This is a genomic window from Thioclava indica, assembly GCF_000714545.1.
In the GTDB taxonomy this organism is placed as follows: domain Bacteria; phylum Pseudomonadota; class Alphaproteobacteria; order Rhodobacterales; family Rhodobacteraceae; genus Thioclava; species Thioclava indica.
In genome coordinates this window covers 31,077-52,378 of record NZ_AUNB01000013.1, presented here as the reverse complement: position 1 = coordinate 52,378, position 21,302 = coordinate 31,077, and the positions used below count along the sequence as shown (strand labels likewise).

Genomic DNA, 21,302 nt, shown 5'->3' with positions numbered 1-21,302 from the left:
TTGTCTCAGGGTATGCTCGGCGCGCTATTGCCGATGTTTTTATGGGTCGATCTGCAAGGAAAAATCCGTGCCATGGGCCCGACTTTGCGCAAAGCGCTGGATGGGGACGCGATGCTTGATCAGCCCTTTTCGGACCATTTCCGGGTTGGTCGTTTGCAAGATCGAATCGAGCCGTGCGGTGCCGCAGAAAGTTGTGATTGCACAGTCGTTGGGGGCGCAAAGCGATTGGGCGATTGCGGTGCGTCGCTGCTTACAATTGCGAACGAGCGGATGGTGCATCTTACCTTATTGTCGCAACCCGCGATTGGTCTGCGCGGTGAGGCTTTTGCTCTTGGTCCGCAAGGTCGCGATGGCACCTTGATGAATCTTAGCTTCGGGTTTTATCTACGAGAGGCCGTCGCCACATTTTCCCTGACAGAGCGGGATTTTGCACCCGCAGATCTGGCAATGGAGTTGCTCTATCTGCAAGAGGCGAAATCGCTGGTGATGCAGGAGTTGCGCGCGCTTACCCAGCGCCTTGATGGGGCGCGCAAACAGGCCGAGACACAGGCTTTGACCGATCCGCTGACCGCCTTGGCCAATCGCCGCGCGATGGAAGCGGCGCTGGAACAAGCAAGTGCGGGGGCGGCACAAGGGGGGGCGCCTTTCACGCTGATCCAGATTGATCTCGACTATTTCAAATCGGTGAACGACACCTTGGGCCATGCCGCGGGCGATTATGTTTTGCTTGATGTTGCGCGGATCCTTCACGAGGAAATGCGTGCAGGTGACCTTGCCGGACGCATGGGGGGCGATGAATTCTTGCTTCTGTTGCGCGGCGCAATGACGCCTGAGCAGGTGATGCATTTGGGCGACCGGATCATCGCGCGTTTGCAAGAGCCGAAATGGCATGAGGGGCGTGAATGTTTGGTTTCGGGATCACTTGGCGTGGTGATGTCGCTTGATTATCAGCCCCCCGAGACTGAGCGTATGCTGGTTGACGCCGATACCGCGACCTATGCCGCGAAAAATGCCGGGCGCGGGTGTTGTGTCTTGTATCGTGATCTGGAAATGCCAAAGACCTAGGGGCCCGGCGTGCAAGCGTCCGAACGCGCAGCGCAGTTTTTTCTTTCGTTTGCCGCGCGTGATCGGCTAAGGGCAGCCTATGAGACAAGGGTTTCCCATCGCACGGCCGGGAATGCGCATCGGCATTTTGGGTGGATCATTTGATCCAGCCCATCGCGGTCATGCGCTTATCACGCGTGAGGCGTTGCGCCATTTCGATCTTGATCAAGTGTGGTGGATGATCAGCCCGGGCAATCCGCTTAAGCGCGAAGGGCCAGCGCCAATGGCGCAGCGCATTGCTCAGGCTCAGCAGATTATGCGCGACCCACGTGTTGCGATCACGGATATTGAGGCGCGGCTGGGCACGCGGTTCACGGCTGATACGCTTGCGCATCTGCAAGCTCTCTATCCCGGCGTGCGTTTTGTTTGGCTGATGGGGGCGGATAATCTGGTGCAGTTCGATAAGTGGGATCACTGGCGCGACATTATGGAGCGCGTCCCCATTGGCGTGCTGGCGCGACCGGGCTGGCGGATGCGCGGGCGCAAGGCGCGTGCGGCGCGGATCTACGCGCAGGCGGAATTGCCTGCGCGGTTCTCGCATGCGCTTGCGAATGCGCAAACCCCGGCTTGGTCTTTTGTGAACATTCCGATGTCGCCGCTCTCTTCAAGTGCGATCCGCGCGCAGGGCGATTGGCCGCGCCGTTAATGTGCATGCCTGCTTGAAGCTTCAATTGACGCTGCGCTAGGGTCTGATCTGCAATCACGCGGGAATCGGGTCGTAAACATGCTGTCACGTCGTAAACTGTTAAGCGGCTTTCTTGCTGGCACCGCGATTGCTGCGCTGCCACCGGCGCTGCGTGCGCAGACCATGATTGCGCCTAGTGCAGCGTTGATCCGCGGCTCGGGGCTGAGTGGCGATGTGGGGTTTGTCGTGGCCGATTTGCGCACGGGGCAGGTGCTTGAAAGTCAGGGCGCGAATAAGGCGATGCCCCCGGCATCGGCCCTAAAGGCGATCACCTCGCTTTATGCGCTGGAAAACCTAGGGTCGCAGTTTCGCTTTGGCACAAGATTGATCGCGACCGGGCCGATTGTGGGCGGCATCATTCAAGGTGATCTGATCCTTGCGGGGGGTGGCGATCCGACGCTTGGCACCGATGATCTTGCCGGAATGGCCAAGCAACTGGCGGCGCGGGGCGTGCGCGGCGTGGCGGGGCGGTATTTGACGTGGTCAGGGGCGCTGCCCTACACGCGCGAGATTGCCGACGATCAGCCGATTTACGCGGGCTATAACCCGTCGCTTGCGGGGCTAATGCTGAATTATAACCGCGTGCATTTTCAGTGGAAGCGCGCGGGCAATGGCTGGGCGCTGAGCATGGATGCGCGTGGCAAGACAGCCCGGCCGCTTGCCTATACGGCCAAGGCGGCGATCGTGAACCGTGCCAAGCCGCTGTTTACCTATTCCGATCGCGGCGGGATTGAGCAATGGACGGTGGCCTCGAAGGCGCTTGGGCGGGGAGGCAGCCGCTGGCTGCCGGTGCGTGATCCGGCCGCCTATGCGGGCGATGTGTTTCAAACGCTTGCGCGCGCCCAAGGGGTGCCACTGCCCAAGCCGGAGAGCATTTCGCGAATGCCCGGCGGCGATGTTCTGGTGACGCAGGCGAGCGACGCGCTATCGCCGCTGTTGCGCGCTATGATGAAATATTCAACCAATCTGACGGCTGAGGCCGTGGGCTTGACGACGAGCGCGCGGCTGGGTGCGGGCAATTCGCTGGCGGCGTCTGGTAAGGCGATGGCGAATTGGTTGGGCACGCGCACGGGCGCACGCTCGGCGCGATTTACCGATCATTCGGGTTTGCGTGCGGATGCGCGCATTGCGGCGGGTGATATGGTCACGGCGTTGCGGGTGCTGGGCGTGCCGATGGGGCTACGCAGCTTGATGAAGCCGTTCAAGCTGCGCGATGCAACCGGCAAGACGATGAAAACGCAGCCTTTTGCGGTGGACGCCAAAACTGGGACGCTTGATTTTGTATCGACATTGGCGGGTTACATGACTGCACCTGACGGCACCGAACTGGTCTTTGCGATTTTCACCAGCGATCTGGCACAACGGCGGCGCACCCGTGGGCATGAACGCCCCGCAGGTCAACGTGATTGGGTCAAACGCTCAAAAATCCTGCAAAGCCAGTTGTTGCAGCGATGGGCCGCCGTTTACGGTGCTTGATCAGCCATTCACATAGGTCCAGACAACGTCTTCAAGGCGGGGCAGCAGGTCTTCGTAGACCAGAGCGACATCGAAAAGTGCCAATTCCGGGAGCGCAGCCCCGTTGCGGGTGGGTTCCAGCAGGTAGATCAGATCGCTCCACGCGTAATGGGCCTGCACCAGCGCCTCAAACGTGTCGGGGGGTGGGGGATCGGGCGTGTCGCCAACCGCGCCTGTGCGCAGGGCGTAGCCTGTGCGTTCAAATATCTCGGTTTTTAGGCGCATTTGGTTGAGATGGCTTGCCAAGCTGTCCTTGCGGGTCTTGGCGACAGTCAGCAGGCAGCTTTCCTTGACGATGGCTTGCGATAGCATGCGTTGGCGTCCGGCGAGATCGATTTCTGCGATGCGTGTGCCCGATTGGGTCTGATGCGCCTTGGAGAGCGCGCTTACGACGGACTGGGTTGAGTTAAGCAAAATAGGCTCAAGGCGCGCGAGTTGATCAAGCTGTGCGATATTGCCGCTGTCGCCAGCCGCCGCCTGATCGCGAATTTGGGTCGCGAGGTTGCGATAGGGCCCCCAAATGATCCGGCTTTCATGCAGCGCGATGCGCGCGGAAAATGTCGTGACGGCGGGCAACGCCATTGTGGCTGCGCCGGACTCTAGCTGATCGAGTGAGACACGAAACAGATCAAGCGACTCGGTTAGAATTCGGAGCTGTCGTTCGCGGTCGATATCAAAGGTGAGAAAACAGGCCGCCGCTGTCATTCGCTGGCTGAGCAGGCGTTGGCGCCCCGCGATATCCATGCGCAGCTTGGCAATTTCCGCGGCGCTACGCGTTTGCGCAAGCGCGGGCAGGGCGAGGCCGAGCGCGCATAGGAAAGCAAAAACAAGACGGAACAGGTGCATCGAACCCCCGGGCAATCAGCGTTGCCGAGAGGTATAGCAAAGCCCGGTTTCGACGCGGTTAACGCCGTTTCAAAGCGTCATGTGGCGCGCCCGCGCGCCGCGTTCGATGGCGACCGCATGTAGCCGGTCTATGTCTAGCTCGGCGCGAATTTCCTCTAGCATCCGCAGCTCGGTCTGGCGGATTGCGCCATCGGCAGCGGCCACATCGCAAGCCAGCGCATAGGCGGTTTCATACAGACGTTCGGGCAGCGCCGCGCGGATCAGGCCAAACAGTGCCTCGAGCCCGTCTTCTTCTTCAAACAGCGCATAGACGGATTTCGACACGCGCGCGGCACGGTCGATATCGTAGCTGGCAAAGAGCGGCATGTGGTCGATGGTGCGGTTGATCGCGATGAGTTCGGACATGGGCACGTCCTCATCTGCGGCGGAAATCGCGACCATCACCGCGATCAAGGCGTCTTGGGGTGACAGAGAGGCGGGAATGACGGACACGGGGTGGCTCCTGCAGGGGGTTCAGAGTGCAAAATATTGACTGTCCACCCGCGCCGCAATAGGTGGGTCGCAAATGGGCGCGATGGGCGCGCCATGATGAGGTATGCTATGACGAGCTTGCGTGACGCTGCGATGACTTCCAAGGCCTGGCCCTTTGAGGAGGCGCGTCGGCTGCTCAAGCGTTATGAAAAGAAGGCCCCCGAGAAGGGCTATGTGCTGTTTGAGACGGGTTACGGGCCCTCGGGGCTGCCCCATATCGGCACATTCGGCGAGGTCGCGCGCACCACGATGATCCGGCGCGCGTTTGAGGTGATCTCTGATATCCCCACGAAATTGCTGTGTTTTTCCGACGATATGGACGGGATGCGCAAGGTTCCCACGAACGTGCCCAACCAGGACATGCTGCGCAAGCACGAGCAGGAACCGCTGACTTCGGTGCCCGACCCGTTCGGAGAATACCCAAGCTTTGGCGATCATAACAATGCGATGTTGCGCCGGTTCCTGGATACGTTCGGGTTCGAGTATGAATTCGCAAGCGCGACCGAGTATTACAAATCGGGTAAGTTCGACGATATGCTGATCCGCTCGGCAGAGCGCTATGATGATATCATGGCTATCATGTTGAAATCTTTGCGTGAAGAGCGCCAGCAGACCTATTCGTGTTTCCTGCCGATCCATCCCGAAACGGGGCGCGTTTTGTATGTGCCGATGAAAGAGGTCAATGCCAAGGACGGCACCGTGACCTTTGATGATGAGGACGGGCGCGAGTGGACGTTGCCGGTCACGGGCGGCAATGTGAAGCTGCAATGGAAGCCCGATTTCGGGATGCGTTGGGCGGCGCTGGACGTTGATTTCGAGATGTATGGCAAGGATCACTCGACCAACACGCCGATCTATGACGGGATCTGCCGCGTGTTGGGTGGTCGTGCGCCAGAGCATTTCACCTATGAGCTGTTCCTGGATTCCAATGGTGAGAAGATTTCCAAGTCGAAAGGCAACGGGCTGTCGATTGATGAATGGCTGACCTACGCGTCGACGGAATCCCTGAGCTATTTCATGTATCTCAAGCCGAAAACCGCCAAGCGGATGCATTTCGATGTGATCCCGAAAGCGGTGGACGAATATCACCAGCAGCTGCGCGCCTTCCCCGATCAGGATGCCGAGAAGCAGGTCAACAATCCGGTCTGGCACATCCATGGCGGTCAGCCGCCTGAAAGTAAGATGGTCGTGCCGTTCTCGATGCTGCTGAACCTCGCAAGCGTTGCCGGGTCGAGCGATAAGGACGCGCTGTGGGGCTTTATCAAGCGCTACGCGCCCGAGGCGACGCCCGAAACCCACCCCGATCTGGATCAGGCTGCGGGCTTTGCCGTGCGCTATTTCAATGATTTTGTCGCGCCCGAGCGCCAGTTCCGCCTGCCCGGCGATCTTGAGCGCGCCGCCATCGAAGATTTGCGCGCACGTCTTGCCGCGCTGCCAAAAACCGATCTGCATGAGCAATTCGAAGACCCGGCAGATGCGTTGCAAACGATCGTTTTCGCGGTCGGCAAGGATCACGGGTTCGAGCCGTTGCGCGATTGGTTCAAGGCGCTTTACGAGGTGCTTTTGGGCGCCTCGCAAGGGCCGCGTTTTGGTGGGTTCGTCGCGCTTTACGGAGTTGATGAGACGATTGCGCTGATCGACCGGGCCTTGGCGGGCGAATTGGTGGCCTAAGCCAAGCCCCTCAAAACAGTATCGAAACCGCCCGTGCCGATTGCGCGGGCGGTTTGCGTTTGCGCGACTCCCAAGGGCCTGCGCGCGGTGCTCTCAGCACTTCTTTAACCTTCTCCACTAGCTCTTGTCAGGCCGAGGCGCGTGCCCCGGTCGATCCCCAGCACGAGATTTTCGCGGCCATGGCCGACAGCGCGGAGCGATCCGCGCGGTGGCTCCTGACGCCGAGATCTTGTGCCGGGCGGGTGGGAACAGGAACAAGAGGATTGCTGATGAACGTGGCGATTACCGATGGGCTGGTGTTGACCCCGCCCGCTTTCGAAGACGGGCTGGATCAATGGTCGAGCGAGAACGGCACGCCGGGCTCAACGACCTATCAGAACGCGGCCAATGCGGCCTTTGTGCCAGCGGATTCGGATTTTTCCGGCTGTCTGGAACTGCTCAAGACGCAGAGCACGCAAAAGCTGCGCGCGATGGTCAAGACGCCGATCCTGCCGGGGACATATCTGAAAATCTCGACGCGGGTGAAGGCGATGAGTGGCAATCTGCCCTCGCTGCGCATCGCGGGCTATGCGGTGAGTTCGAACGGTGCTCATGTCAGCGGGCTGGTTGAGATTGGCACGTCGGTCTCATTGCTGAGCTATGGCGAGGTCGTCGAGGTTTCGGCCATCGTCGGCACGGGCAACAGGGCGGGCGTCGCGATGGTTTGGGGGATGCAGCCCAGCGATGGTTATTTCGGGCTGGATCTGACGGGTGCCAATGGCGGCGTGGTGCGTATCGACGACATCCAGATCGAGGATGTGACCGACGCCTTCCTGCGCGAGATGATGGAATGGGTCGATGTGCGCGATTACGGCGCTGTGGGCGATGGCAGCACCGATGATACGGCGGCGTTTTCCGCGGCCGATCAGGCAGCGGGGGGACGCATGATCGTGGTGCCCGAGGGCAGCTATTATCTGGGGTCGTCGATCTCGATCAAAGCGCCGATCAAGTTTGTCGGCACGCTGGTAATGCCGGTTTCGGCCAACCTGGCGCTGCTGTCGTCGTTTGATTTCCCGACCTATGCCGATGCGTTCGGCGATGAGGAGGCGGGGTTCAAGAAGGCGTTGCAGGCGTTGTTTGGCTATACCGATCACAACGTGCTGGACCTCAAGGGGCGGCGCGTCGAAGTCACCGCTCCGATCCGCATTGACGAGATTGCGCCTGATCTGTCGAATTTCTCGAACCGGCGGATCTTGCAGAACGGCCAGTTCAACGTGATCGAGGGCACGGCGTGGGACGACGAGGTCGTGACCTCGCAGGCGACCTATTCCACCTCGCAATCCACGCAACTGATCAATGTCGCCAATATCGCCAATATTCCGGTGGGTGCGCATGTCACCGGTTCTGGCGTGGGGCGCGAAGTCTATGTGAAATCGGTCAATATCGGGGCGGGGACGCTCTATCTGTCGCAGCCGCTTTATGGCGGGTCCGGCACGCGCAACTATACCTTTACGCGCTATCAATATGTGCTGGATTTTTCCGGCATGGATAAGCTGGACCGCTTTAACATCGCCAATGTCGAGTTCCTGTGCAACGGTGCGGCGAGCTGCCTGATGCTAGCGCCTGACGGGCAGATGACGCAGATCCGCGACTCTTATGTGGTGCGGCCCAAGGATCGCGGGATTACCTCGATTGGGCGGGGTTGTCAGGATTTGCTGGTCGATGGCTGTCAGTTCTTGTCAGACGAGATGCTGACGCCCGCGCAGGATCGCAAATCGGTCGTGCTGAACGTCAACGCCAATGATTCCAAGATCCGCGACTCGCGTTTTGTGCGGTTTGGGACGACCTTTGTTCTGAACGGCTCGGGCCATTTGATCGTGGGCAATCACTGGTTTCAGGGCGATGAGGAAACGGCGGGTGTGCGTGTGGCGGGGCTGGTGTTTACCCAGACCAATGTGCAGGCAGCGGTGACGGGCAATTACATCGACAACTCGGTGATTGAGTGGACCAATGAACACGATGCCGATCCCAGTTTCGCCAATGAATACAGCTTTGGCGGGCTGACGGTGACGGGCAATACCTGTGTGTGCATCAATGTCGCACCTTGGTTTACATGGCTGTCGATCAAGCCCTACGGGGCGGGGCATTTCATGCAAGGTTTGAGCGTGGCGAATAACGTGTTTAAATCGCTCAACGGCAATATCGACCGGATTGAACGGGTCGATACGACATTTGCCGATCTGGATCGCTCGCGGATGCGCAATGTCACGTTTGAAGGCAATATGTTTAACGCGATCAATAGCATCACGCAAAACCCGGTGGTGCTGGAGGTGAACCAATCTACTGCGCAATCGGTCTGGACGGTCGATGCGAGTGACTATCTGCCGTTTGGCGGTTGGGCGCGCAATTGTCAGGGGCTGGTGGCCGAGGGGATGGTGCGCAACGCGTCCGGCTCGCGCGTCGAGGCGATGCCGTATGTTGCTGTCGAACAAGGGGCGAGCAAGACGCAAGCCACGATCAACTGGCCCGAAGCGGCGAGGGGGCGGATGCAGATGGTGCTGCGGATGGATACCCCGATCTGAGTGAGGTGAGCTTGAGGCGGGCGGCGCGCGGGGGGGAACCTTCGCGCGCCTTTTTGTCAATCAAGCGGCATCAGATCGCTGGCGCCTAACTGCCACGCACGGCCAAACCCGCCGTTCAGCGCGCCCGATTGTGGGCGCAGGACGAAGAAGGTAAAATCGGGCAGGTCGATATAAAGCTTCGATTTCGGATGGGTTTCCAGCCAATGGGTGCGTAGCATCTCAAAGCGCGAATCGTCGCGCGTGATCTGATCGGCCATGACGCGCAGGGACAGGCGCGGATGGGTGAGCGGGTCGCCCTTTTCCTTAGGCTCGCCCAGCAGTAACCCGGCGCGCGGATCGGTCAAAAGCGCGCCTGTATGGGCCGCCAGTCCAGACACTAACGTCAGTATCTCACCACTTGGCGCAGTGCCAATCGCGATGCGGGTCACGGAGGGAAAGCCGGTTGTCCCGTCGTTCACGGCGAGCGCCCCAAACGTTGCCGTCGCGATTAGGCCGTGGGCAAGGGCGCGGGCTTCGTCACTGGTCGGACGGATCGGATTGATCGGGGGTTGGGGCAATTTGACCTCGGCGCGATACTTGACAAGCCTAGATGTGAGGCGTTTGGTGACGCCACATAACCACAGTTAGCGATCCGTCATGAACGATACAACCCAAACCGGGGAGTCGCATGCCTCTGGCATGCCGCGTGTCCCGTTGCGCCCCAAAATCTTCACTGCACTGGCCGAGGGCTACGACGCCAAAGCGTTGCGCGCCGATCTGGTCGCCGGTCTGACGGTCGCGATCGTCGCACTGCCGCTGTCGATGGCAATCGCGATTGCCTCGGGGGTGGGGCCGGAACGCGGCTTGGTCACCTCAATCGTGGGCGGCGCGCTGGTGTCGGCGTTTGGCGGCTCGCGGTTCCAGATCGGCGGTCCTGCGGGGGCGTTCATCGTGCTGGTCGCGGCCTGCGTGATGCAATCGGGCGTCGAGGGCTTGATCTTGGCGACCATGCTGTCGGGGATGTTGATGATGGTGTTCGGCTTTTTGCGGCTGGGCAGTTACATCCGGTTCATGCCCTATCCGGTGACGGTGGGGTTCACGACGGGCATCGGAGTGATCATCCTTGCCAGCCAGTTCAAGGACATGTTTGGCCTGTCATTGCCGGGCGGTGAGCCGGGGCCGATCCTGCCCAAGGTTGCCGCGCTGTGGGACGCGCGTGGCACGGCCAGCCCGATGGCGATTGGCGTGGCGGTTGCGACGATGGCGATGATCGTCGCGCTCAAGCGGTTCGCCCCACGACTGCCTGCTTTGCTGATCGCGGTGGCGGTGGTCACGTTGATCACCGCGCTGGCGGGCCTGCCGGTGGAAACCATCGCCAGCAAATTTGGCGAATTGCCGCGCTTTCTGCCTGCCCCCGCACTGCCAGATATGAGCTGGGACAAGGTTAGCGCCGCGCTGCCTTGGGCGCTGTCTTTCACGCTGCTCGGCGCGATTGAATCGCTGCTATCGGCGATGGTGGCGGATGGGATGAGCGGCGGGCAGCATCGCTCGGATATGGAGCTGATCGGGCAGGGCATTGCCAATATCGGCTCGGCGCTGTTTGGCGGGATTTGTGTGACGGGCACGATTGCGCGCACGGCGACGAATGTGCGTTCGGGCGCGCGTTCGCCCATCTCCGGTATCGCCCATTCCGCGATTTTGCTGGCCACGATGATGGTCGCCGCTCCTTTGGCGGGCAGTATTCCGCTGGCGGCTTTGGCGGGGCTGTTGGGAATTGTGGCGTGGAACATGATCGAGCGGCACGAATTTGCGGCGCTGACGCGGGCGTCGCGCGGGGATGCGATGGTGTTGTGGGTGACCTTCCTCGTCGTGACCTTCCGCGATCTGGCCGAGGGGATCGTGTTGGGCTTTGCGTTGGGCGGGTTGGTGTTCATTCGCCACATGGCCGAGTTGGCGCAGCTGCGCGAAGGCAGCGCGCCTGCGGCAGATAACCCCGAGGCGCAAGACCCCGACGTGCTGCGCTATCGGCTGCACGGGATGGTTTTCTTCGGGTCTGTCGCGCGTCTGGGCACAATCCTGGCGCGTATCGCTCGGTGGCCGCGGATGGTCGAGATCGACGTCGGCGAGGTGAGTTTTATTGACTCAACGGGTGCGAAGATGATCGCAACGCTCGCGCAACAGTTGCAACGCCGTGGCGGGGCATTGAAAATCGTGAATGCGCGTCCTGAAATTGCGCAAGCCCTCACGGCTTTCGGTTTGGATCAGGCTGGCGTCGAAGTCAGTTTGAAATAAACTTAAACAGCGAATCACGCGCGCAGCCTCTTTCACGGGGTTTTGCGCGCGTGTTTGATCCTTGACTATCCGGTCAGTTTGCAAACCCCCGCGATTTTCCGCCACGTCAACAGCCAAGCGCTTGAAACAGCTTGTCAAATTTTTGACATATTTTGCTAACTTTACAAAGTTAGCGCAAACGCTGTCAAAATATTTACAGAAAAATCTAATGCACAAAGGGGGTTACATGAAACTTAACGTTTGGGTTACACTTGCCGCAGGGTAGGAGTGTTCACGGCGTCGTCGTGGGCTGGAGGCGGCCTTGGGCCGCGAGACGAAATTGTGGGAGGACGCCAATGGCTGCTCAGGAACAACTTCAACAAGTCCCGGAAATCAAGGAAGTCCCGCCGGGTTTTGAAAACGCGCATGCGGACGCTGCGAAATATCGCGCCATGTATCAGGAATCGATCATGGACCCGGATACGTTCTGGGGTCGCGAAGGCAAGCGTCTGGACTGGATCACGCCCTACACCAAGGTCAAGAACACCGATTTCACCTATGGCCATGTCCACATCAAATGGTTCGAAGACGGTGTGCTCAACGCATCCGTGAACTGCGTCGACCGTCATCTCAAGGATCGCCCGCTGCAAACCGCGATCATCTTTGAGCCCGACGATCCCAACGAGCCTGCCCAACACATCACCTATCGCGAGCTTAGCGAAAAGGTGAACCGGATGGCCAACGTGTTGCTCAGCCAAGGCGTGATGCGCGGCGACCGCGTGGTGATCTATCTGCCGATGATCCCCGAAGCCGCCTATGCGATGCTGGCCTGTGCGCGGATCGGTGCGATCCATTCCATCGTGTTTGCGGGCTTCTCGCCCGATGCGCTGGCAAACCGGATCAACGATTGCGGCGCCAAGCTGGTGATCACCGCAGACACCGCCCCGCGTGGCGGTCGTCGCACGCCACTCAAGGCCAATGCCGATGCGGCGCTGCTGCACTGCTCGGATAAGGTGCGCTGCCTTGTGGTCAAGCATACCGGCGATCAAACGACCTGGATTCAGGGCCGCGACGTTGACGTGAAGGCGATGATGGACAACGTCTCGCCCGAGTGTCCGCCGCGTCCGATGAATGCCGAAGATCCGCTGTTCATCCTGTATACCTCTGGCTCGACGGGCAAACCCAAGGGCGTGGTGCACACGACCGGCGGCTATCTGGTCTATGCCTCGATGACGCATCAATACACGTTCGACTATCACGATGGCGACGTGTTCTGGTGCACCGCCGATGTCGGCTGGGTTACGGGGCACAGCTATATCGTCTATGGCCCGCTCGCCAATGGCGCGACCACGATCATGTTTGAAGGCGTGCCGACCTATCCTGATGCGGGCCGGTTCTGGGCCGTGTGCGAAAAGCATAAGGTCAGCCAGTTCTACACCGCGCCCACCGCGATCCGCTCGTTGATGGGGCAGGGCACGGAATGGGTCGATAAATACGATCTGTCCTCGATCAAGCTGCTGGGCTCTGTTGGTGAGCCGATCAACCCCGAGGCTTGGGCGTGGTATGACCAGCATATCGGCAAAGGCAAATGCCCGATCGTCGATACGTTCTGGCAGACCGAAACCGGTGGTCACATGCTGACCCCGCTGCCCGGCGCGATCCCGACCAAGCCGGGTTCGGCGACGCGCCCGTTCTTTGGCGTCAAACCTGTCATTCTGGATGCGCAAACCGCGCAGCGTCAGGATGAGACCGAGGCCGAGGGCGTGCTGTGTATCTCGGATAGCTGGCCGGGCCAGATGCGCACGCTTTGGGGCGATCACGAGCGTTTCCAGGAGGCCTATTTCAGCCAGTATCGCGGCTATTACTTCACCGGGGACGGCTGCCGTCGTGACAAGGATGGCTACTACTGGATCACCGGGCGCGTTGATGACGTGATCAACGTCTCGGGGCACCGGATGGGCACGGCGGAAGTCGAATCCGCGCTGGTCGCACACCAGGCCGTGGCCGAGGCCGCTGTCGTTGGCTATCCCCACGAGCTGAAAGGTCAGGGCATCTACGCCTATGTCACCTTGATGAACGATGTCGAACCCACCGACGAGCTGCGCAAAGAGCTTGAAAAATGGGTCCGCACCGAGATCGGACCGATTGCCAAGCCCGATGTCATCCAATGGGCGCCCGGCCTGCCGAAAACCCGCTCGGGCAAGATCATGCGCCGTATCCTGCGCAAGATCGCCGAGAACGATTTCGGCTCGCTTGGCGACACCTCAACACTGGCCGATCCGTCGGTCGTAGATGAGTTGATCGAAAACCGGAACGCCAAGTGATGGCTATGGGAGGAGAGGCGATGACTGACGCGAAAAGCGCCGTGCTGATCCTGCTTGGCCCTCCGGGGGCAGGCAAGGGTACGCAGGCCCGAATGCTCGAAGACAAGTTCGGCTTGGTGCAACTGTCCACCGGTGATCTGCTGCGTGCAGCGGTCGCCGAGGGAACGCCCGCAGGCAAAGCTGCGAAAGCGGTGATGGAGGAGGGCGGCTTGGTCAGCGACGAGATCGTTTTGGCCATCCTGCGCGACCGTCTTGCGCAGCCCGATGTGGCGCGTGGGATCATCCTTGACGGATTTCCGCGCACCGCAGGGCAGGCGGCGGATCTTGATAAGCTGCTGCACCACACCGGCCAGAATGTGAACGCCGCAATCAGCCTTGAAGTGGATGACGAGGCGATGATCACGCGCGTTGCGGGCCGCTATACCTGCGCCAAATGCGGCGAAGGCTATCACGACGAATTCAAGCAGCCCGAAGTTGCGGGCGTTTGTGACAAATGCGGCGGCACGGACTTCAAACGCCGCGCCGACGACAACGCCGAGACGGCGCGTGCCAGGTTGGAGGCCTATCACGCGCAAACGGCACCGCTGATCGCCCATTACCGGGCGCTTGGCGTTCTGCAAGAGATCGACGCGATGGGCTCCATCGACAAGATCGCTGCGGATTTGGGGTCAGTCGTTCAACGCGTCTCGGCCTGACTATTGGGAGGGGCGGGCCCATGCCGGGCCCGTCTGGAGAAAACAAAGGGAGTTACGCTCATGGCGGACAAATCTTCGTCCAACGCCTATTGGAAGGCGAATATCCGGACCATCCAGTTGTTTCTGGTGATCTGGTTTGTTGCATCCTTCGGCTTTGGCATTTTGCTGCGTCCGATGCTTGCAGGCATCAGTATCGGCGGCACTGATCTGGGCTTCTGGTTTGCTCAGCAAGGTGCAGCACTTGTGTTTCTGGTTCTCATCTTTGCCTACGCATGGCGGATGAACAAACTGGATCGCGAGCACGGCGTCGAAGAATAAGAACATCTAGGGAGGACTAGAGGGACATGGATCAGTTTACTCTGAACCTGCTGGTAGTTGGTGCGACCTTCGCGCTTTACATCGGCATCGCAATTTGGGCCCGCGCGGGCTCGACGTCGGAATTTTACGCAGCAGGTCGCGGCGTTCACCCCGTGCTGAACGGCATGGCTACGGGCGCGGACTGGATGTCGGCGGCTTCGTTTATCTCGATGGCTGGTATCATCGCGTTCAGCGGTTATGACGCATCGACCTACCTGATGGGCTGGACCGGCGGCTATGTGCTGCTTGCGATGCTTGTTGCGCCTTACCTGCGCAAGTTCGGCAAGTTCACCGTGCCGGAATTCATCGGTGACCGTTTCTACAGCCAGGCGGCACGCAACGTGGCCGTTATCTGCCTCATCGTTGCGTCGATTACCTATGTTATCGGTCAGATGACGGGTGTGGGTGTGGCGTTCTCGCGCTTCCTTGAAGTGGACAACACCACCGGTCTGTTTATCGGTGCAGCTATCGTGTTCATGTATGCGGTTCTGGGCGGCATGAAAGGCATCACCTATACGCAGGTGGCGCAATATGTCGTGCTGATCATCGCTTACACGATCCCGGCGATCTTTATCTCGCTGCAACTGACGGGCAATCCGGTCCCGGCCTTGGGCCTGTTCTCGAATGATGTGAATACCGGCGCGCCGATCCTTGCAACGCTGAATGACACGATCGAGGCGCTGGGCTTCAAATCCTATACCGGGCAGCATGACAGCACGCTGAACATGTTCCTGTTCACCATGACGCTGATGATCGGCACCGCCGGTCTGCCCCACGTCATCGTGCGCTTCTTCACGGTTCCGACCGTTGCGGATGCACGTAGCTCGGCTGGCTGGGCGCTGGTGTTCATCTCGCTGCTGTATCTGACGGCTCCGGCTGTGGGTGCGATGGCACGTTTGAACCTGATCAACACCTTCTACCCCAATGGCGTAGAGCAGCCTGCGGTGGAGTTGAGCCAGATCGAAACCGCGCCACAAAACTTGTGGGTGCGCAACTGGGAGAAAACTGGTCTGTTGACGTTTGACGACAAGAACGGTGATGGCCGGATCGAGTATAACGCCAACAATGACACCAACGAACTGAACGTGAACCGTGACATCATCACGCTCGCCAACCCCGAGATCGCCAACCTTCCGGGCTGGGTGATCGCGCTGGTGGCAGCAGGTGGTCTGGCGGCGGCTCTGTCCACGGCTGCGGGCTTGCTGATGGCAATCTCCTCGGCGGTCAGCCACGATCTGATCAAATCCCAGATCAACCCTGGCATCTCGGAAAAAGGCGAGCTTCTGGCCGCCCGGATTTCGATGGCGGTGGCGATTGCGGTGGCGACCTATCTGGGTCTCAACCCGCCCGGCTTTGCTGCGCAAACCGTGGCCTTGGCCTTTGGTCTGGCAGCCAGCTCGATCTTCCCGGCCTTGATGATGGGGATCTTCTCGAAGAAGATCAACAACGTGGGCGCTGTGTCAGGGATGCTGGTGGGTCTGGTCACCACGCTGGTCTATATCTTCCTGCACAAAGGCTGGTTCTTCATCGCCAGCACGGCCAGCTTCTCGGATGCTGATCCGATGCTCCTTTCGATCAAATCGACCTCGTTCGGTGCGGTCGGTGCCTTGCTGAACTTCATCACCGCATATGTCGTGACCGGGATGACCAAAGAAGCTCCGGAAGACATTCAGGAACTGGTGGAATCGATCCGCATCCCGAAAGGGTCCGGTGCGGCAACCGATCACTAAAACTCTGGCAGGGGCGCGGTTTAGGCTGCGCCCCACGCTACGCAAAACCGGAGGGCGCCCCGATACCGGGGCGCTCATCCCCTCTCAAGGATCAAGATCATGAACGCCGATCTGCCCACCATCCTCGCATTTCTTGAAGGCGTTCACCCCTACGACAACTTGCCGCGCAATGAGCTGGAGCGTGTCGCCAGTTCTTTCCGCCGCAGGGAAATCGCGCAAGGCACGGTGATTTATGCTCAGGGCGATCCGCTTGAGGGTCTGTATCTGATCAAACGCGGCACTGTTGAAGTGACCGACCAAAACGGGGCGCTGGTCTCGATACTGGGGCCGCGCAACAGCTTTGGCGAGCGCGGCTTGATGCGAGACGGGCTGGCCGCGACCACGGCCAAGACGAGCGCGGAAACCGTGCTGCTGGTGTTGCCGGTCGAAGATTTCCGCAGGCTTTCGCAAGACGCCCCGCCCTTTGCGCGGTTCTTCAATCGCACGCGTGGGGGCGAGACCCGCACCAATTCGATTGCGACGATGAAGATTGCCGATCTGCTGGCGCGCAAGCCGCTATCCTGCCCGCCCGAAACAACCGTGGCCGATGCCGCGCGGATGATGCGCGATCAGCATGTTTCCTCGCTGGGTGTGACCGGCCCTGAAGGCGCGCTGCAAGGCATCCTCACGGTGCGCGATCTATCCAACAAGGTGCTGGCCGAGGGACGCGCGCCCGACAGTCCCGTCAGTGATGTGATGACGGTAGACCCGGTGACGCTGACGCCCGAGGGGCTGGGCTCGGATCTGCTGCACATCATGCTGGAACGTAAGGTTGGCCATCTGCCGATCACCGATCACGGGCGCTTCGTGGGGATGATCACGCAAACCGATCTGACGCGGTTTCAGGCGGTGTCTTCGGCGGTTCTGATCCGAGATGTGGCGGCGGCAACCACCGTGGCCGAGATGGCCGCTGTCACCGCGCAAATCCCGCAGCTTCTGGTGCAACTGGTGGGCGGTCATCACGCCCATGAGGTGGTGACCCGGCTGATCACCGACATCGCCGATGCGGTCACGCGCCGCTTGCTGGCGATGGCCGAGGCGGAACTGGGCGCGCCGCCCGTGCCCTATCTGTGGATGGCGTGCGGCTCGCAGGGGCGTCAAGATCAAACCGGTGTAAGCGATCAGGACAATTGCCTGATCCTCGACGATGCCGTCACCGAAGAGGGCATGACCTATTTCCACAACCTCGCCAAGATTGTCTCGGACGGGCTGGATGCCTGCGGCTATGTTTATTGCCCCGGCGACATGATGGCGACGAACCCGCGCTGGTGCCAGCCGGTGCGGGTCTGGCGCAGCTATTTCGACGGCTGGATTTCCAAGGCCAACCCCGAGGCGCAGATGCTGGCCTCGGTGATGTTCGATCTGCGCGCGATCGGGGGCAATGGCGCAAGCCTGTTCGCCGATCTGCAAGCCGAGACGCTGGAGCGCGCGTCGAAAAACTCGATCTTTGTGGCCCATATGATCGCCAATTCGCTGAAACACACGCCGCCCTTGGGGCTGCTGCGCGGCTTTGCCACGATCCGCTCGGGCGAGCATCGCAACCATATCGACATGAAACATAACGGCGTGGTGCCGGTCACCGATCTGGCGCGCGTTTATGCGCTGCAGGCGCGTCTGACGGCTGTGAACACCCGCACCCGCCTGATCGAGGCCGAGGCCGCAGGCGTGCTGTCGCATTCCGGCGCGCGCGACCTGATCGAAGCCTATGATCTGATCGCCTCGATGCGGCTGGAAAATCAGGCGTATCTCGCACGGGCCGGGCGCAAGCCTGACAATTATCTCGCACCCTCTGATCTGTCGGATTTCGAACGCTCGCATCTGCGCGACGCGTTTGTCGTGGTGCGCACAATGCAATCGGCTGTCGGGCATGGAAAAGGCGCGGTCAGCTAGGGAGGATCTATGCTCAACGATTTCATATCAACCATTGCGGCGGCGCTGTTTGTCGGGCTGATCGTGTTTCTGCTTAGCCATATAAGCAAGAAATACCGCGGCGTGGGATTGCCGAAATGGATGATGCCTGCGGCGGCGGGGGCGACGATTATCCTTTATTCGGTTTGGATCGAATACAGGTGGTATCCCCATATGCGCGCCGAGATGCCGAAATCGGTGGTGGTCTTGCAAGCCGTGGATGAAAGCGTGCCGTGGCGACCCTGGAGCTATCTGATGCCGATGGTCGTACGCTTTATGGCGGTGGATGGCGACAAGGTCACGCATCCGGTCGCCAGCGCGCCGCAACTGGCGGAAACCGATTTGCTTCTGATCGGGCGCTGGCGGGCGGTGCAGACGGTTCCGACGGTCTATGATTGCAAAACCGGCAGCCGCGCCGATCTGATTGGCGGCGCGACACTCTCGCCTGATGGCACATTGTCAGGCGCACAATGGATGAAACTTCCGGAGCAAGATCCGGGGCTTAAGGCGGTCTGTTCAAAAGGATGAGAAAATGGCCGATGGGGGGAGACAATACCGTGTCCTGATCGTGGAGGATGAGGACAATATCGCCATCGCGCTCGACTATCTCATGAGTCGCGAAGGCTATGCGCATGAGCGTATCGCAACCGGGCAGGGCGCGCTGGACCTGATCCGCGACACGCGCCCTGATCTGGTGCTGCTCGATGTGATGCTGCCCGAAGTCTCTGGCTATGAGATTTGCCAAGAGATACGCGCCGACAAAGACTTGTCCGATGTGCGCATCCTGATGATGACCGCGCGCGGCTCTGCGATGGAGCGGCGCAAGGGATTGGCACTTGGGGCGGACGGGTTCATCGCCAAACCGTTCGAACTTGGCGAGTTGCGCGCCGAGTTGCGCCGTATTCTGGACGGGGAGACAACCTGATGGACCTCACCCGGCTCAGCCTTCGGACACGGGTTTTCCTGTTTTTCGCGGCGCTGGCGCTGGGCAATTTGGCGGCGCTGGTTGCCGGGCTTTGGTTTGGCTATACTCGCATTGCCGATCCGCAACTTTTGAACGCGATGGTGATTGGCGGGACGGTTGCTGGGTTCGTCATTCTCGGGCTGATCGCGTGGATCTGGTTCCTGTTTGACGAAAACGTCGCCAAGCCGATCGAGCGGCTTTCCGGCCTGTTGCGCGCGCGCAGCTCTGCCGATGTCACGCTTGATTTCGATGATAAGATCGCGCGCTATCTGGGCGATCTTGCCCCGGCTGCGGCATCCGTGACGCAGCATCTCGCACAAACGCGCAACGCCCTGAGTGAGGCCGTGCAGCGCGAAACCACCCGCCTTGCAAGCGAAAAGGAACGTCTTGAGGCGTTGCTGTCAGATGTGCCTGTCGGCGTGTTGCTGTGCACCTCCGATCATCAACTGGTGTTTTACAACGGGCAAGCGGTTGATCTGCTTGGCTCGGCCCATGCGCCGGGGCTGGATCGCCGGGTGTTCGAATATCTCCACGCCGCCCCGATTTCGCATGCCTATGAACGCCTGATCGCGACGCAAGATCCCGATGCGGCCTCGGATCTGCTGTGTGCCACGGTGGATGGTGGTAAGGTGCTGGCTGCGCGGATGCGGTTGTTTGCCGAGGGCGAGGACCATCATATCACCAAGCGCCCCGGCTATGTTCTGACGCTGCGCGATGTGTCGGGCGATATGGCCAGCCACGCCGCGCGCGAGCAGCTGATGGACGAGCTGTTTGACCGCATCCGTCGCCCCGCTGCGGCGTTGCAATCTCTGATCGGGGTGCTCACTGCCGATGATGGCCCGACCGGCGCGGCCCGCGATCCGGTGCGCTCTGCTGCGGAAACCGAGGCGGTGCAACTGTCGGGGACGATCCATGAATTCTTTAAGCGTCACGAGGCCAACCGCGCCGATTGGTGGCCGCTCGCGATGATCCGCGCCTCTGATCTGGGGCAGGCGGTTGCTGCGCGGGTTAAGGCCGATGGCGGGACAATTCTGCCTGTCACCTCGGCGCTGATGCTGCGCTGCGAGGGCTTTGAGATGGTGGCGCTGCTCGCCATGCTGGTGCGCAAACTGCCGCCACGCCACGATCTGCGCCTTGAGATCACGCAAGAGGGGACGGGCGCGCTGATTGCACTGGAATGGGTGGGCGAGCCGGTCTCTGTCACCGATCTTGAGGGCTGGCTTGAGACGCCGCTGGATATTGGCATCGATGACGTGACGGGCCGGCGGGTTCTGGCGATCCATGCCGCCGAGCTATGGCCCGAAACGCTACCCGACGGGCGCGGTCGGCTATGTCTGCCGCTGCGCGAGGCCCGCCATGTCACACAGCGTCCCAGACCGGTGCCGCGCGCGGTGGTCTATGATTTCGCCCTGCTTGAACGTGAACGCGTGGCCGAGATCGCCGACACTCCGTTGCTCGATCTGACTTATGTCGTGTTTGACACCGAAACGACGGGGCTTTTGCCCAGCGAAGGCGATGAAATCGTGCAGATCGCCGCGGTGCGCATCGTCAACGGTCGCCGCGTGGAAACCGAGATTTTCGACACGCTGGTCGATCCGGGGCGCTCGATTCCGGCCTCGTCGACCTCGGTGCACGGGATTTCCAACGCAATGGTGCAAGGCGCGCCCGATATCGCCGAGGTTGGCAAGCGGTTTCACAAATTCGTCGAAGGCGCGGTTCTGGTCGCCCATAACGCGCCCTTCGATATGGAATTCCTGCACCGCAAAGAGGGCGTGATCGGCGCGCGTTTCGACAATCCGGTGCTCGATACCGTGCTGCTCTCGGCGGTGGTGTTTGGCCAGTCCGAGACCCACACGCTGGATGCGCTGACCCACCGCCTTGGCATCACCATCCCCGAAGAGGCCCGCCACACCGCGATTGGCGATACGGTCGCGACGGCCGATGCGTTCCTGAAACTGCTACCCGCCTTGCAGGGGCGCGGATTGATTACCTTTGGCGAGGTCGTTGAAGAGTTGCGCAAACATGGGCGATTGCTCAAGGATCTCAACGCATAGGCAAAATTCGCCCCTTCGCTCTTGGCTAAATATCCCGGGGTGAATGGCCGCAGGCCAGAGGGGCAGAG

Annotated in this window: 17 protein-coding genes; 14 read left to right on the top strand and 3 right to left on the bottom strand. The window is 60.5% G+C overall.

Going from position 1 to position 21,302, the window contains the following annotated elements:
• From DT23_RS04780 to dacB, 3 genes are all read left to right on the top strand, one after another.
• Entirely contained in the window at nucleotides 1-1,065 is a 1,065-nt protein-coding gene (locus DT23_RS04780) for a GGDEF domain-containing protein (RefSeq protein ID WP_156023858.1), read from the top strand.
• A gap of 79 nt (nucleotides 1,066-1,144) precedes the next feature.
• Entirely contained in the window at nucleotides 1,145-1,750 is a 606-nt protein-coding gene (locus DT23_RS04775) for a nicotinate-nucleotide adenylyltransferase (protein ID WP_051697045.1), read from the top strand.
• Between the two features lie 78 nt (nucleotides 1,751-1,828).
• A complete protein-coding gene (gene dacB / locus DT23_RS04770; RefSeq protein ID WP_038128815.1) occupies nucleotides 1,829-3,265 on the top strand; it encodes a D-alanyl-D-alanine carboxypeptidase/D-alanyl-D-alanine endopeptidase in 1,437 nt (478 codons plus the stop codon).
• Here dacB and DT23_RS04765 read toward each other — a convergent pair whose 3' ends face one another.
• Both DT23_RS04765 and DT23_RS04760 read right to left on the bottom strand, forming a co-directional pair.
• On the bottom strand, nucleotides 3,266-4,150 hold the full coding sequence (locus DT23_RS04765) for a type IV pili methyl-accepting chemotaxis transducer N-terminal domain-containing protein (protein WP_038128813.1): 885 nt from the start codon (nucleotides 4,148-4,150) through the stop codon (nucleotides 3,266-3,268). It lies immediately after the preceding gene.
• A gap of 69 nt (nucleotides 4,151-4,219) precedes the next feature.
• On the bottom strand, nucleotides 4,220-4,642 hold the full coding sequence (locus DT23_RS04760) for a tellurite resistance TerB family protein (RefSeq protein ID WP_038128812.1): 423 nt from the start codon (nucleotides 4,640-4,642) through the stop codon (nucleotides 4,220-4,222).
• Between the two features lie 108 nt (nucleotides 4,643-4,750).
• Here DT23_RS04760 and DT23_RS04755 point away from each other — a divergent pair, with 108 nt between their 5' ends.
• Both DT23_RS04755 and DT23_RS04750 read left to right on the top strand, forming a co-directional pair.
• Nucleotides 4,751-6,352, top strand: a complete 1,602-nt coding sequence (locus tag DT23_RS04755; protein WP_038128810.1) for a lysine--tRNA ligase — start codon at nucleotides 4,751-4,753, stop codon at nucleotides 6,350-6,352.
• Between the two features lie 269 nt (nucleotides 6,353-6,621).
• Entirely contained in the window at nucleotides 6,622-8,913 is a 2,292-nt protein-coding gene (locus DT23_RS04750) for a glycosyl hydrolase family 28-related protein (protein WP_038128809.1), read from the top strand.
• Between the two features lie 56 nt (nucleotides 8,914-8,969).
• On the opposite strand, the gene DT23_RS04745 is transcribed toward DT23_RS04750, so the two are convergent.
• On the bottom strand, nucleotides 8,970-9,470 hold the full coding sequence (locus tag DT23_RS04745; protein ID WP_038128808.1) for a HugZ family pyridoxamine 5'-phosphate oxidase: 501 nt from the start codon (nucleotides 9,468-9,470) through the stop codon (nucleotides 8,970-8,972).
• Nucleotides 9,471-9,549: 79 nt separating this feature from the next.
• Between DT23_RS04745 and DT23_RS04740 the strand changes: the two genes are divergently transcribed.
• The 9 genes from DT23_RS04740 to DT23_RS04700 all read left to right on the top strand — a co-directional run bounded on the left by DT23_RS04740 (nucleotide 9,550) and on the right by DT23_RS04700 (nucleotide 21,234).
• Complete coding sequence (locus DT23_RS04740; RefSeq protein WP_051697044.1) at nucleotides 9,550-11,184, top strand: SulP family inorganic anion transporter; 1,635 nt, start codon at nucleotides 9,550-9,552, stop codon at nucleotides 11,182-11,184.
• A gap of 335 nt (nucleotides 11,185-11,519) precedes the next feature.
• Complete coding sequence (acs, locus tag DT23_RS04735; RefSeq protein ID WP_081846921.1) at nucleotides 11,520-13,487, top strand: acetate--CoA ligase; 1,968 nt, start codon at nucleotides 11,520-11,522, stop codon at nucleotides 13,485-13,487.
• A 20-nt stretch (nucleotides 13,488-13,507) separates the two neighbouring features.
• The gene (locus DT23_RS04730) at nucleotides 13,508-14,182 is read left to right on the top strand and encodes an adenylate kinase (RefSeq protein WP_156023857.1); all 675 of its coding nucleotides are present in this window, start codon (nucleotides 13,508-13,510) and stop codon (nucleotides 14,180-14,182) included.
• A gap of 60 nt (nucleotides 14,183-14,242) precedes the next feature.
• On the top strand, nucleotides 14,243-14,500 hold the full coding sequence (locus DT23_RS04725) for a DUF4212 domain-containing protein (protein ID WP_038128805.1): 258 nt from the start codon (nucleotides 14,243-14,245) through the stop codon (nucleotides 14,498-14,500).
• A gap of 26 nt (nucleotides 14,501-14,526) precedes the next feature.
• On the top strand, nucleotides 14,527-16,269 hold the full coding sequence (locus DT23_RS04720) for a sodium:solute symporter family protein (RefSeq protein ID WP_038128804.1): 1,743 nt from the start codon (nucleotides 14,527-14,529) through the stop codon (nucleotides 16,267-16,269).
• 99 nt (nucleotides 16,270-16,368) lie between these two features.
• Complete coding sequence (locus DT23_RS04715) at nucleotides 16,369-18,198, top strand: DUF294 nucleotidyltransferase-like domain-containing protein (RefSeq protein WP_038128802.1); 1,830 nt, start codon at nucleotides 16,369-16,371, stop codon at nucleotides 18,196-18,198.
• Nucleotides 18,199-18,207: 9 nt separating this feature from the next.
• On the top strand, nucleotides 18,208-18,744 hold the full coding sequence (locus tag DT23_RS18410; protein ID WP_051697043.1) for a hypothetical protein: 537 nt from the start codon (nucleotides 18,208-18,210) through the stop codon (nucleotides 18,742-18,744).
• Nucleotides 18,745-18,748: 4 nt separating this feature from the next.
• A complete protein-coding gene (locus DT23_RS04705; RefSeq protein WP_038128800.1) occupies nucleotides 18,749-19,141 on the top strand; it encodes a response regulator transcription factor in 393 nt (130 codons plus the stop codon).
• Nucleotides 19,141-21,234 (top strand): 3'-5' exonuclease, encoded by a 2,094-nt coding sequence (locus DT23_RS04700; protein WP_038128799.1) that lies wholly within the window; start codon nucleotides 19,141-19,143, stop codon nucleotides 21,232-21,234. Before DT23_RS04705 ends, DT23_RS04700 begins: the two co-directional genes overlap by 1 nt.
• Nucleotides 21,235-21,302 lie beyond the last annotated feature (68 nt).